A 12,450-nucleotide genomic window follows, 5' to 3' on the forward strand; every position below is an offset into this window, starting at 1 on the left:
AAGTATGAAGAACAGGTGTTGGTGGCCGGTTTACGACGGCGGCCCGAGCAGGGTTAACGGAAGGGGATTATTTCTGGCAAACAGGTGTTTCAGTAAGCACAACCGTAACGCATGTGCGCAAACCTTAGCACACTCATAAATAGGAGTTTACCTTGTTTGTAGAGTTGAGCCGTCGTAAATTCGCTGCCACTATTCCCACTCAGCATTCGTTGCTTCCGCTTATCCGATGAGAAAACGCTACGCCCTGCTGGCGCTGTGGCTGCTTGCCCAATTGGGCAGCCTGCCGGCATCCGCCCAAACCACCGTAAAAAAGGTTGTGCTCCAGGCCTTTTGGTGGGACTACTACAACGACACCTACCGCTTTAAGTGGGCCGACTACCTGACGGAAATGGCCCCGCGCCTGAAGGAAATGGGCATCGACGCGGTGTGGCTGCCGCCTACGCCCAAAAACAAGAACGCCACCAACGACGTGGGCTACTCGCCCTTCGACCACTACGACCTCGGCGACAAGTTTCAGAAGGGCGACGTGCGCACCCGCTTCGGCTCGAAGGACGAGTTCTTGCGCCTCGTGGCCGTGCTGCACGCCAATGGCATTGAAGGATTCAGGACGTGGTGCTGAACCACACCGACGGGGCCGGCACCAACGGCGGCGACGGCGGCCAAGACCCCGAGCCCACCTTCTCACTGGCTAGCAACAGCGGCTACAAAACCTTCCGGTTCAGCTCCTTCGCCACGCCGCTGCCCGAAGGTGCCGACAACGGCGCGGCCTACGCCGCCCGCCAGGGCCGCTGGCCGAAAAACTACGCCAACTTCCACCCGCACCTGGGCCACAACACCACCAACGGCGACCAGGCCGGCACCTTTTTCGGCCCCGATTTCTGCTTCGGCAACGACACCGACAACAACAGCAGCACCGATGGCTACGGCCCGCTCAGCCCCAACTATTTGGCCCAGTTTCCGGGCGCATTCAACCCGGCCCAGGGCCCGGGCTACAGCCAGACCCAGGCCCGCAACTGGATTGTGTGGATGAAGAAGCAGACCGGCGTCGACGGCTTCCGCTGGGATGCCGTGAAGCACTTCAGCTACAACGCGCAGCAGGATTTGAGCTTCAACCTGAAGTACAACGCCGGCTGGGCCAACGGCGGCGAAAGCATGTTCAACGTGGGTGAATACGTGGGCGGCAAGGGGGACCTCGACACCTACGTGGACAAGGTAAAAAGCCAGAACGGCGGCCAGGATTTCCTGATGGGCGCCTTCGATTTCGGCCTGCGCGAGTCCATTTATAACATGGTGAGCAGTGGCGGCGGCTACGACCTGGGCCAGGTGCCTAACCAGCAGCAGGACCGGCGCGTGGCCTTCTACGCCAACTCGAATACCTACGTGCACCGCACCGCGCCTTTCGTGAACAACCACGACACCTTCCGGCCCCAACTCGACGGCAGCGGCAACTACACCGGCTGGAACACCGGCTCGGAGCTGGCCCCGCACATCGACCCGTTCGACCCGCGCTTGTCGGCGGCCTACGCCATCGCCTTTGCCGTGGATGGAAACCCGCACATCTTTATCGAAGACCTGTTTAACCTCGGTGGCACGGGCAAGCGCTACGCCCACGTGCCCACCTCCACCACCGACCTGCCCACCCGCTCCGACCTCGTGAACCTGCTGTGGTGCCACCAGCACCTGGGGTTCAAGGATGGCGACTACAAAGTGCGTTACCAGGCGCAGGACCACCTCATCATCGAGCGCAGCACCAAGGCCATCATCGGCATCAACGACAACTACAACGACTGGCAGGAAAACTACGTGGATTCGGACTTTGCGCCGGGCACCGTGCTCAAGGATTATTCGGGGGCTAACGGCTCGTACACGTACACCGTGCCGGCCGATAAGCGCGTGCGCATCAACACGCCGCCCTGCAACGGCAACGCCCTGCTGGGCCGCCGGGGCTACTCGGTGTGGGCCCCGGTGGGCCAGGACAATTCGACCTACACGCCGCCCCGCGCCAACGAAACCACCCAGGAATGGGAAATGGCCGACGACCTCGGCGACCTGAACTGCGGCGGCCTGGGCCAGGGCGGCGCGCTGCCCTCGAACTCGACCAACACCCGGCTGGTGGGCAAAATCTTCGTGCAGGCCGGCCAGCCTGTCACCTATACGCTCACGCCGGAAGTCACCGGCCGCAGCCTCACCGTCGGGGTGTACGACCTGCGCGGCCAGTTGCTGAATAGCACCAGCGACACCAAGGCCTTCAGCGGCAGCTATACGCCCACCGCCACTGGTTGGCTGGCCCTGAAAGTGCGCAACACTACCGCCACCACCGCCGGCCAGCGGGCCTACGTGAAGGTGAGCTACACCGCGCCCGCCACCGTGAACACCCGCACCGCCATTGCCCCCACCAACCAGGTGGCCATCTGGACCAGCAATGACAACTCGGCCGACCCCGCCGACTGCCGCAACTGGGAAGCCGGCGTAGTGCCCACCGCCAGCACCGACGTGCTGGTACCGGCGGGCACTGCTTTCGCCCCCACCCTCACGGCCGGCACCCTGGCCGCCCGTAGCCTCACCATCGAAAATGGCGCGAGCCTGATGCTGGCCGCCGGCACCACCCTGCGCGTAAGCGGCAACGTGCTGGCCGCCGGTTCCCTCGCCGGCCCCGGCACGCTGGAACTGAACGGCAGCACCGAGCAGACGCTAAGCACCGGCGGCAGCACAGCGTTGGCATTGAACAATTTGACCATCAACGATGCCGCCAACGTGCGCCTGCTGAGCCCCGTGAACGTGAGCGGCGCGTTGAATTTCACAGCCGGCCACCTGCTGCTCGACAACCAGAACCTGACGCTGGGCAGCGCTGCGACCATCGCGGGCGTCGATGCCAGCCGCTACGTGATTACGCCCGACGTGGCGGCCGGCGGCGGTTTCGTGGTGCGGCCCGTGCCGGGCGACGGCAGCGCGGTGACGTTCCCAGTGGGTACAGCAGCCTCGTTCACGCCCCTCACGCTGGCCAACAGCGGCACCGGCACCACCTTCCAAGTGCGTACCTTCAGCGGCGTGCTGACCAATGGCACCAGCGGCGCACCCTACGCCCGCGCCAACGAATTTGTGAACCGCACCTGGGAAGTGACGCCCGCTCTGGCCACCGGCCCGGTGGTGAGCATGACTTTCCAGTACAACGCCGCCGACCAGAACCCGGGCTTCGTGCCCAGCCAGGGCACGCTGTACCATAATGATGCGAACACCGGCAACACCTGGGCGGAAATCGGCCGGGCCACCATCACCGGCAGCGGGCCTTTCACGGCTACCCGCAACGGCGTGAGTACCTTCTCGGCCTTCGCCCTCGGCAACAGCACCGCGCCGCTGCCCGTCACCCTCACCCGTTTCGAAGGCCGCCGCGCCAGCGCCGGCACCGTGCGCCTGACCTGGGCCACGGCGATGGAAAAGGATAACGCCGGCTTCGAACTCGAAAAGTCGGCCACCGGCTCCGATTTCCGCCGCCTTGCTACCGTGCCGGCCCGTGGTGGCAACGCGCCCGCCACCTACAGCTACGACGATACCGAATCCCCCACCGCCGCCTACTACCGCCTGCGCCAGCGCGACCTCGACGGCCGCACCAGTTTCAGCCCGGTAGTCTATGTATCCAGCACCGCCAGCCCCTACGTGCTGCTGCCCAACCCCAGCCACGGCGAGCCGCTGCAGCTGCTCGGCGGCCCCGCCCTGGCCGATGACGCTCCGCTCCGCCTCACGCTTAGCAACGTAATGGGCCGCACGCTGCTGGCTCCCGCGCCCGCCTCCCGCGCGGCCCTGGCCGAACAGCTCGGCAGCTTCCTGCGCCAGGCTGCGCCGGGCGTGTACGTGGTGACGCTAACCGGTGCTGATGACGTGCCCCAGCGCCTGTGCGTGGTGCGGGAGTAGGTTGTGAGGTGGAACTAAACGGTGTAGGGGCGGGGCTTGCCCCCGCCCGCACGTTCGCACCGTTGAACAGTAGTGTTGAGCAGCCCTGTTGATTACGTTCCTAACGCCCGGGCGGGGGCAAGCCCCGCCCCTACGCCGCTCTGGCACTCCGCCATAAAAGCCCCGGCCTCCCTCCACGGAGCCGGGGCTTTTTACTTTTGCCTCTCCCAATCCCCTACCCCAAATGCTCATCCGCATCGTTCGCATGACTTTCGACCCGGCGCAGGTGCCGGCATTTTTGGCGCTGTTCCGCGCCACCGAGCAGCGCATCCGGCAGCAGCCGGGCTGCCGCTTGCTGGAGCTGTGGCAGGACGCCGACCACCCCGCCACCTACTGCACCCACAGTCATTGGGACGATGCGGCCGCCCTCAACGCCTACCGGAAATCTGCCCTGTTCGGGGAGGTATGGCCGGCCACCAAACGGCTTTTTGTCGCGCCGCCCGTGGCTTTTTCGGTGAATCCGGTGTTGTAGCCGTATTCACCTCCTGATAAACTCCGTTTTTATGTCGCCCGACTACTTCGCCTTCTACGGCCTGCCCGAATCCTTCCTGCCCGACGAGGCCGCCCTCAAGCGCCTCTACTACGCCAAAAGCCGCGAAACCCATCCCGATTTCCACGCCACTTCTTCGTCCGAAAACCAGGCCGAGATGCTGCGCCAAGCTACCCTCAACACCGACGCCTACCGCACCCTCGCCCACCCCGACCAGCGCATGGCCTACCTGCTGCGCCAGCACGGCCTGCTCGAAGAAGGCAAGCAGGAGCAGCTCCCGCCCGATTTCCTGATGGATATGATGGACCTGAACGAGCAGCTGATGGAGCTGGAAATGGAGCCCGATGCTGCCGTGCAAACAAAAGTTGCCGCCGAAGTAGAAGCCTTAGCCGCCACACTCGATGCCGGCATTCAGCCGGTTCTGGCTGGCTATGAGCAGCTCCCGGCCGACCACCGCCCGGCCGCGCTCCAGCAAATCCGCACCTACTACCTAAAAAAGCGGTATCTGTTGCGCATCCAGCAGCAGCTAGCTACCTTTGCAGCCCGCTCCTGATACCGGCAGAGCGGAATTGTTCTGAAAAGCTCATCCTGCCCGGATGGCGGAACCGGTAGACGCGTTGGTCTCAAACACCAATACCGCAAGGTGTGCCGGTTCGACTCCGGCTCCGGGTACAAACGAAAAAAGCCGGCCTCTCTCACGCATGAGAAAGGCCGGCTTTTTTCGTTTGTACCCGGAGCCGGGGTCGAACCGGCATGTGCCGCCTGCTACCGCTACCAGAACAGCAACTTTATAACCGAAGCGACAAGCGAGAACGATTGCAGCCCAACAGCAATCCACAAGGAAAACGTAAGCCATTTCTCGCTGTATTGCTGTTGCCGATACGGAACTAACGCAGCTAAAGCGCCAAGTATGAAACTGAAGAATTGAATGCTAACCAAAAAAGTGGTTAATACCGCTTTCCGCATTTCCGGGCTATGTGCCGCTACTGTTTCACCACTGAGTTGTTGTCCATTGCCGGCCACCAGATTACCCATCAGGATATTTAAGCCAGCTAAGATGGCAATAGTGATAAGCTGGCGTTTAGTGGTGGCGCGCATACAGCAATACGATTATAAAACGACGGCTTATTCAAGCCTCCCCTACCGCTTCTCCCACCTGGCCGCGAACTCCTGCTTGCTGCAATACATATACTGCCGCGAAACCGGGTTAATGATGACGATTTCAGCCGGGCGCTCATCGTCGGCGGGGCTTAGGCCCAGCTCCAGTTCGTATTCCTGGCCGTTGCGGAAACCGGCGTAGCCATCCATGCCGCGAAACGCGTACTTCTTTTTCTGAAACTCCATGCGGCAAAGGTAGCGCCCCGGCGCAGGGTGGGGCCACTTGGGCCGGCCGTTCAGATGCCCGTTTCGATAGGGCTGGGGGCGGCGGGGCCAGGTTCGGTATCCACTTCCACGGGGGCGTAGTTCTGCTCGAATAGGCGGTGCTGGCACACGTGCAGCTCGCCGTTGGGCTCGGTGATAATCCAGTCGCCGGCAAACACGGTGAGGATGCCCTTGCGGGTGTGCACGTAGGCGTGGGGCGGCACGGGCAGCAGGCCGCCGCCGCCGGGGTGGCCCGCCGATTCGGCGCTCACGCCAGGCAGCTCCTGGCCCGGGAACCACTGCGTGGCCTCAACGGGCCGGGCCCCGGGCGTATGTCGAATAAAGTAAGGCATATAGCAAACGAGGCGCGCGGCCGGCCTCAACCCAGAGCGGCTGCCGAAACGCCGGGCCAAGGTCCGGCCCGCTTGGTGAATGTTGAATGAGGGCAACGGTACCGCCCCCTCGGGCCGTACATTGGGCGCGGCAAGGCCGCACCGGCCCCGGTGGCCCCGCGAAAAATGGCCCCGGTGGGCCAACATTGGCGGGCCGTTGGGGCTTGTACTGCGGCCGCGCGCCGGTTTCCCCTCCCGACACTTTTTTCACCCCCGCATTCGCTGATGAGCAACCCTCCCTCCCGCCCTTCCTTCGGTATGATTGGCCTTGGCACCATGGGCCGCAACCTGCTGCTAAACCTGGCCGACCACGGCTTCCCGGTTTCGGGCTACGACAAAGACGCCACCAAAGTGGCCCTGCTGGCCAAGGAAGGCCAGGGCAAGCCCGTGACGGGCTACGCCGACCTGGCCAGCTTCGTGGGCAGCCTGCAAACGCCCCGCGCCGTGATGCTGCTGGTGCCCGCCGGCCCCATCGTGGATGCCGTGGTGGCCGAGCTCACGCCGGTGCTGCAGCCCGGCGACCTCATCATCGACGGCGGCAACTCGCACTTCACCGACACCGAACGCCGCGCCAAGGCGCTGGCCGAAACCGGCTTCCACTTCTTCGGCATGGGCGTGAGCGGCGGCGAGGAAGGCGCCCGCTTCGGCCCGAGCATGATGCCCGGCGGCGACAAGCAGGCCTACCGCGTGGTGCAGCCCATGTTCGAGGCTATTGCGGCGCACGTGGGCGACGAGCCGTGCGTGACCTACATCGGCCCGGGCGCGGCCGGCCACTTTGTGAAGATGGTGCACAACGGCATCGAGTACGGCCTGATGCAGCTCATCGCCGAAACCTACGGCGTGCTGAAAACCGGCCTGGGCATGGACAACGCGGCCATCGGCGAGGTGTTTGCCGGCTGGAACGCAGGCCGGCTGCAAAGTTTCCTGCTCGACATCACGAAGGACATTTTCAAGTTCAAAGCCCCCGATACCGACCACCTGCTGCTCGACGACATCAAGGACGAGGCCCGCTCGAAGGGTACCGGAAAGTGGACCTCGCAGGTAGCCATGGATTTGGAAACGCCGCTGCCCACCGTGGACATGGCCGTGGCCCTGCGCGATTTATCCAAGTACAAAGCCCTGCGCGAGCAATTGCAGGGCATGTACGGCCCGGCCGCCGGCGCGCTGCCCGGCGTGGAGCGGGAGGCATTTCTGACGCAGCTAGAGCAGGCGTTCTACTTCAGCATGGCCATCACCTACGCCCAGGGCATGCAGCTGCTGAGCCGCGCCTCGGTGGAGTTTAAGTACGAGCTGAACCTGGCCGAAATTGCCAAAATCTGGCGCGGCGGCTGCATCATCCGCTCGGGCTTCCTGACGGAGATTTACAACGCTTACCAGCACACGCCCGACCTGGCCCACCTGCTGCTCGATGAGCAGGTGCGCAACGTGGTAAGTGCGGCCGTGCCCGGCGCCCGCGCCGTGGTAGCGGCGGCGGCCACCGCCGGCCTGGCCGTGCCTGCCTACATGGCGTCGCTGAGCTACTTCGACTCGTTCCGCACCGGCCGCCTGCCGTCGAACCTGATTCAGGCCCAGCGCGACTATTTCGGGGCGCATACTTATGAGCTGATTGGTAAGGAAGGTGTTTTCCACACGCAGTGGGCACCGGAACTGGAGGATGCCAGCAACAAGAAAGACGCGCAGGTGGACGAGCATGGCCCCAGCAAGGAGCCGGTGAAGCCGAACAGCTAAGCTGGCACCAGTCCGCATCTGTCATCCTGAGCGTAGCGAAGGACCTTATCACGTTCGCGTTGATAGAATTAGCGCAAGCTGTTCTATCGGGATAAGGTCCTTCGCTCCGCTCAGGATGACAGGCTTATTTCTTTCCAATCAACACCTTCGTCCCTTCTTTCGGCATGAACACCACCGCCCATACCATTCCGCCCACCGTTTTCGTCATCTTCGGCGGCACCGGCGATTTGAACGCCCGCAAGCTTTCGCCGGCGCTGTATAATTTGTTTCTCGATGGCTGGCTGCCCGAGCAGTTTGCCATCATCGGCACAGGGCGCACCAAGCTGACGGACGAGGAATTCCGCAAGAACCTGCTGGCCGACCTCAATCAGTTTTCGCGCAGCGGCAAGGCCAAAAAAGAGGCTTGGGACAAATTTGGTCCACATATTCAGTACCAGGCTTCCGATGTGAAAGTGCCAGCAGCTTACGAAGAATTGAGCCAGCGCATTGCAGCGCTGGAAAAGGAATGGGGCGCGCCCGCCAACATCATTTACTACCTGGCAGTGGCGCCGGAATTCTTCCCAGTCATCGCCACGGGCATTGCCGAAAGCCACCCCGATACCGACCCCAACCGGGTGCGCATCGTGATTGAGAAGCCGTTCGGACACGATTTGGAGTCGGCCCGGGCCCTGAACCAGCTGCTGGCCAAGCACTACGAGGAAAAGCAGATTTACCGCATCGACCACTACCTCGGCAAGGAAACGGTGCAGAACATCATGGCCTTCCGCTTCGCCAACGCGATTATGGAGCCGCTCTGGAACCGCAACAACATCGAGCACGTGCAGATTTCGGTGACCGAGCAGCTGGGCGTGGGCGAGCGCACCGGCTACTACGACGGCTCGGGCGCGCTGCGCGACATGATTCAGAACCACCTGCTGCAGCTGCTGTGCCTGGTGGCGATGGAGCCACCGGTGAATTTCACGGCAGACGAGGTGCGCAACCGCAAGGTGGACGTGCTGCGGGCCATGCGCCGCTTCACGCCCGAAACGGTGCGCGAGGCGGCCGTGCGCGGGCAGTACGGCGCGGGCTGGATTGAGGGGCAGCAGGTGCCCGGCTACCGCGAGGAGCCCGGCGCCAACCCGACGTCGAGCACCGAAACCTTCGCGGCGGTGAAGTTTTTCGTGGACAACTGGCGCTGGCAGGGCGTGCCGTTTTACCTGCGCACGGGCAAGCGCCTGCACCGCTCGGCGTCGATTATCACGATTCAGTTCAAGGATGTGCCGCACGTCATCTTCCCGGCCGAAACGGCGGAAGGCTGGCGCAAAAACCGCCTCATTATCAGCATTCAGCCCGAGATGAGCATCCGGCTGCAGGTGCAGGCCAAGCGTCCGGGGCTCGACATGATGCTCAATACCGTGGACATGGTGTTTGACTACGACGGCACCTACACCACCGAAGCCCCCGAAGCCTACGAAACCCTGCTGCTCGACACCATGCTCGGCGACCAGACCTTGTTCATGCGCGGCGACCAGGTCGAAGAAGCCTGGGACCTCGTAATGCCCATCCTGAATTCCTGGCAGAGCCGGCCCAGCATGAGTTTCCCCAACTACTCGGCCGACTCCTGGGGCCCCGAAGTGGCCGAAGCCCTGATTGCCCGCGATGGCTACCACTGGTTCACGCTGCCGCTGAAGGATAACAGCAAGAAGAAAGCGTAGCACCAGTTATAATCAAAACGGTCATGCCGAACGCAGCCGAGGCATCTCGCCTGCCACCACTAACCCTTTTTACCGATTGAGTTACAGCCCGAGCGAGATGCCTCGGCTGCGCTCGGCATGACTGTTTTAATGCATTTCCATCCTTCCACCCTCCCCCGAAAACAAGCTCATGCCCCTGCACATCCACCCTACCACTGAATCCACGCTGCGCGACCTGGCCGAGTATTTCGTGGCAAAAGCCCACGAGGCCATTGCCGCCCGCGGCCGCTTCGCCGTGGCGCTTTCGGGCGGCAGTTCGCCCAAAAAGCTCTACGAGCTGCTGGCTTCGCCCGCTTACCGCGCTCAGGTTGACTGGCCCAATGTGTATTTCTTCTTCGGCGACGAGCGCAACGTGCCCCGCACCGACCCGCAGAGCAACTACCTGATGGCCAAAACGGCCCTGCTGGCCCCGCTGGGCGTTGCCGACGCCCACGTTTTTGCTTTCGAAACCGACTTATCTCCGGCTGAAGCAGCGGCTGCTTACAGCAAAGAAATCAACGACTTCTTCAGCCCCAAGCCGGCCCGGTTCGATTTGGTGCTGCTGGGGCTGGGCGACAACTCGCACACGGCCTCGCTGTTTCCGCACACCGAGGTGCTGCACGCCACCACGGCCGACGTGCAGGCCGTGTTCGTGCCCGAGGTCGACATGTACCGCCTCACGTTCACGGCCCCGCTCATCAACCAGGCGCGGGCGGTGGCTTTCCTGGTTTTCGGGGCCGACAAGGCGGCCGCCGTGCGGCGCGTGCGCCAGGGTACGCGCAACGCCGAGGAATTTCCGGCCCAACTCATCGCCCCTTCGGCGGGCGAGCGGCAGTGGTTTCTGGACGAGGCCGCTGCGGCCGAGCTCAGCAACAGCGCCGCGCAGCCCGACTGATTTGCTTCCGGGCTTACTTGCCACCAAGTGCCGCTGGCTCGTCGGATTTTGTGGTGAGGGTGGCACCCGCGCTGGCCACCACAATAAAACCCACCGCCAGCCACTGCGGCAGCAGCAGCCGCTCGTCCAGCAGCAGCCAGCCCGAGAGCGCCGCCGCCACCGGCTCCAGGCTCATCAAAATGCTGAAGGTGCGGGTGGGCAGCGTGCGAAGCGCCTGCATTTCGAGTGAAAACGGCAGCACGCTGGAAAACAGCGCCAGCAGCGCCCCCAACAGCAGCAGATGCGGCGTGAGGCCCGCTAGGCTGCCGCTGGCAATGCCCAACGGCAGCACCGGCAAGGCCGCAAACAACATTCCGATGGCAACCGCCTGCTGGCCCGGCAGCACGGCCGCCGTACGCTGGCCCAGCACAATGTATACCGTCCAGGCTCCGCCGGCGGCCAGTGCGAAAGCCATGCCCAGCAAGTCGATTCCCTGGCCCTGCCACGGCGCAATGAGCGCAATGCCGGCGGCTGCCAGCAGCGCCCACACCACATCAACCCAGCGGCGCGAGCCGGCCAGCGCCAGCCCCAGCGGCCCCACAAATTCCAGCGTGACGGCCAGCCCGAGCGGAATACGGGCCAACGCATAGTAAAACAACAGGTTCATCAGCCCCAGCGCCAGCCCATAGGGCACCACCGCCCGCCACTGCGCCTTCGTCAAACGCCCCAGCCGCGGGCGCACCACCAGCAGCAGCACCAGTGCCGAAATACCCACCCGCAAACTGGTGGTGCCCGCCGGCCCCAGCACCGGAAACAAGCCCTTGGCAATAGCCGCGCCGCCCTGCACGCTCACGATGGAAAGCAGCACGGCGGGCACCGCCGGAAAGGTGAAGCGGGAAGTTGGGTTGGGTACGGACATGTATGGGGCTAGCTGATAAAAATTGAACGTCATGCTGAGCTTGCCGAAGCATCTCTCCCGCCATAGTAAACCCTGTCAATTGGATTACTTGTGCGGTAGCGATGCTTCGACAAGCGCAGCATGACGTTCCAAATGGCTTATTTACTTGCTTCAGCAACCAGCCGCTACGGCAGCGCCGTGAACTCGCTGGCCGCCACCGGAGCCTGGCCCGGCCGCCACACCTGCGCCTGCCCGCCCTGCGCCACCACGGCGGCGCGGGCCAGGCCCAGAAACAGGCCGTGCTCGACCATGCCGGGAATGACGATGAGCTGCGCGGCCAGCATGGCGGGGTCTTCAATCTGCTGGAAGTGGCAGTCGACTAACAGGTTGCCCTGGTCGGAGTGCGCGGGTTCGAGCGGGTTCTGCTTATCCATTCGCAGCACGGGCGCGCCGCCGAGGTCGGCCACGGCATCCATCACCCAGGGCAGGGCGAAGGGCACTACTTCGAGCGGCAGCGGGAAGCGGCCGAGCTGGCCCACGGCCTTGGTGGAATCGGCTACGATGAGCAGGTAATCGGAAGCCGTGGCAATGACTTTTTCGCGCAGCAGCGCCCCGCCGCCTCCTTTAATGAGGCGCAGCTGGGCGTCGAGCTCGTCGGCGCCGTCCACGGTCAGGTCGAAGCGCAGGCCGCGGCGGGGCTCCAGCAGCGGAATGCCCACCTGCCGGGCCAGCTCCTCGCTGGCGCGGGAAGTGGCGGTGGCTTCGATGCGCAGGCCGCCCTCGCGCACGCGCTGGCCGAGCAGCGTGATGAAGGGCGCGGCCGTGCTGCCGGTGCCCAGGCCCACGCGCATGCCGTCGCGCACCCAGCCCACGGCGGTGGTGGCGGCGAGGAGCTTTTCGGCGGCTAAATCGGGAGCGGAAGCGGACTGGGGTGCAGACACGTTGAGCAGGAATTGTAGGCGCAGCCGGGGCTGGCGCACGGTGGAAAATGAAACGCAAAAAAGCAGCTGCCACGCTTGCGGCCAACGGCCCGGGGCGGGGTTGCC

The 12,450-nt window shown here is 63.9% G+C and carries 12 protein-coding genes and 1 tRNA gene; 8 read left to right on the forward strand and 5 right to left on the reverse strand.

From position 1 onward, the window contains the following. Nucleotides 1-226: 226 nt before the first annotated feature. From MON38_RS01380 to MON38_RS01400, 5 genes are all read left to right on the forward strand, one after another. Nucleotides 227-619, forward strand: a complete 393-nt coding sequence (locus tag MON38_RS01380) for an alpha-amylase family glycosyl hydrolase (RefSeq protein ID WP_241934337.1) — start codon at nt 227-229, stop codon at nt 617-619. Further along, nucleotides 613-3,909, forward strand: coding sequence for an alpha-amylase family protein (locus tag MON38_RS01385; protein WP_241934338.1), 3,297 nt, complete (start codon nt 613-615; stop codon nt 3,907-3,909). Before MON38_RS01380 ends, MON38_RS01385 begins: the two co-directional genes overlap by 7 nt. A gap of 223 nt (nt 3,910-4,132) precedes the next feature. Beyond that, nucleotides 4,133-4,420 carry a putative quinol monooxygenase gene (locus MON38_RS01390; protein ID WP_241934339.1) on the forward strand — a complete coding sequence of 96 codons (288 nt, stop codon included), beginning with the start codon at nt 4,133-4,135 and terminating at the stop codon, nt 4,418-4,420. A 31-nt stretch (nt 4,421-4,451) separates the two neighbouring features. Further along, complete coding sequence (locus MON38_RS01395) at nt 4,452-4,991, forward strand: iron-sulfur cluster co-chaperone HscB C-terminal domain-containing protein (RefSeq protein ID WP_241934340.1); 540 nt, start codon at nt 4,452-4,454, stop codon at nt 4,989-4,991. A gap of 37 nt (nt 4,992-5,028) precedes the next feature. Then, nucleotides 5,029-5,110, forward strand: a tRNA-Leu gene (locus MON38_RS01400). A 99-nt stretch (nt 5,111-5,209) separates the two neighbouring features. Here MON38_RS01400 and MON38_RS01405 read toward each other — a convergent pair. From MON38_RS01405 to MON38_RS01415, 3 genes are read right to left on the reverse strand one after another with little or no spacing between them, the layout of a single operon-like run. After that, nucleotides 5,210-5,536, reverse strand: coding sequence for a hypothetical protein (locus MON38_RS01405; RefSeq protein ID WP_241934341.1), 327 nt, complete (start codon nt 5,534-5,536; stop codon nt 5,210-5,212). A 42-nt stretch (nt 5,537-5,578) separates the two neighbouring features. Next, nucleotides 5,579-5,782: a hypothetical protein gene (locus MON38_RS01410; RefSeq protein WP_241934342.1), complete on the reverse strand. Its 204-nt coding sequence runs from the start codon at nt 5,780-5,782 to the stop codon at nt 5,579-5,581. A gap of 50 nt (nt 5,783-5,832) precedes the next feature. After that, on the reverse strand, nt 5,833-6,153 hold the full coding sequence (locus MON38_RS01415) for a hypothetical protein (RefSeq protein ID WP_241934343.1): 321 nt from the start codon (nt 6,151-6,153) through the stop codon (nt 5,833-5,835). Nucleotides 6,154-6,417: 264 nt separating this feature from the next. Between MON38_RS01415 and gndA the strand changes: the two genes are divergently transcribed. The 3 genes from gndA to pgl all read left to right on the forward strand — a co-directional run bounded on the left by gndA (nt 6,418) and on the right by pgl (nt 10,527). After that, entirely contained in the window at nt 6,418-7,920 is a 1,503-nt protein-coding gene (gndA, locus tag MON38_RS01420) for an NADP-dependent phosphogluconate dehydrogenase (protein WP_241934344.1), read from the forward strand. Between the two features lie 164 nt (nt 7,921-8,084). Beyond that, on the forward strand, nt 8,085-9,614 hold the full coding sequence (gene zwf, locus MON38_RS01425; RefSeq protein ID WP_241934345.1) for a glucose-6-phosphate dehydrogenase: 1,530 nt from the start codon (nt 8,085-8,087) through the stop codon (nt 9,612-9,614). A gap of 169 nt (nt 9,615-9,783) precedes the next feature. Beyond that, nucleotides 9,784-10,527, forward strand: a complete 744-nt coding sequence (gene pgl / locus MON38_RS01430) for a 6-phosphogluconolactonase (protein ID WP_241934346.1) — start codon at nt 9,784-9,786, stop codon at nt 10,525-10,527. A 13-nt stretch (nt 10,528-10,540) separates the two neighbouring features. On the opposite strand, the gene MON38_RS01435 is transcribed toward pgl, so the two are convergent. Both MON38_RS01435 and rpiA read right to left on the reverse strand, forming a co-directional pair. Beyond that, on the reverse strand, nt 10,541-11,425 hold the full coding sequence (locus MON38_RS01435) for an EamA family transporter (RefSeq protein WP_241934347.1): 885 nt from the start codon (nt 11,423-11,425) through the stop codon (nt 10,541-10,543). A gap of 164 nt (nt 11,426-11,589) precedes the next feature. Beyond that, entirely contained in the window at nt 11,590-12,384 is a 795-nt protein-coding gene (gene rpiA / locus MON38_RS01440; protein WP_241934348.1) for a ribose-5-phosphate isomerase RpiA, read from the reverse strand. Between the last annotated feature and the right edge of the window lie 66 nt (nt 12,385-12,450).

Origin of the sequence: Hymenobacter cyanobacteriorum, from assembly GCF_022631375.1 — a bacterium.
Classification (GTDB): Bacteria; Bacteroidota; Bacteroidia; order Cytophagales; family Hymenobacteraceae; genus Hymenobacter; species Hymenobacter cyanobacteriorum.

What these genes read in the sequence shown, in the direction of transcription:
- MON38_RS01380 (WP_241934337.1), top strand. Translation starts at nt 227, where the DNA reads ATGAGAAAACGCTACGCCCTGCTGGCGCTGTGGCTGCTTGCCCAATTG.
- MON38_RS01390 (WP_241934339.1), top strand. Translation starts at nt 4,133, where the DNA reads ATGCTCATCCGCATCGTTCGCATGACTTTCGACCCGGCGCAGGTGCCG.
- MON38_RS01395 (WP_241934340.1), top strand. Translation starts at nt 4,452, where the DNA reads ATGTCGCCCGACTACTTCGCCTTCTACGGCCTGCCCGAATCCTTCCTG.
- MON38_RS01405 (WP_241934341.1), bottom strand. Translation starts at nt 5,536, where the DNA reads ATGCGCGCCACCACTAAACGCCAGCTTATCACTATTGCCATCTTAGCT.
- MON38_RS01410 (WP_241934342.1), bottom strand. Translation starts at nt 5,782, where the DNA reads ATGGAGTTTCAGAAAAAGAAGTACGCGTTTCGCGGCATGGATGGCTAC.
- MON38_RS01415 (WP_241934343.1), bottom strand. Translation starts at nt 6,153, where the DNA reads ATGCCTTACTTTATTCGACATACGCCCGGGGCCCGGCCCGTTGAGGCC.
- gndA (WP_241934344.1), top strand. Translation starts at nt 6,418, where the DNA reads ATGAGCAACCCTCCCTCCCGCCCTTCCTTCGGTATGATTGGCCTTGGC.
- zwf (WP_241934345.1), top strand. Translation starts at nt 8,085, where the DNA reads ATGAACACCACCGCCCATACCATTCCGCCCACCGTTTTCGTCATCTTC.
- pgl (WP_241934346.1), top strand. Translation starts at nt 9,784, where the DNA reads ATGCCCCTGCACATCCACCCTACCACTGAATCCACGCTGCGCGACCTG.
- MON38_RS01435 (WP_241934347.1), bottom strand. Translation starts at nt 11,425, where the DNA reads ATGTCCGTACCCAACCCAACTTCCCGCTTCACCTTTCCGGCGGTGCCC.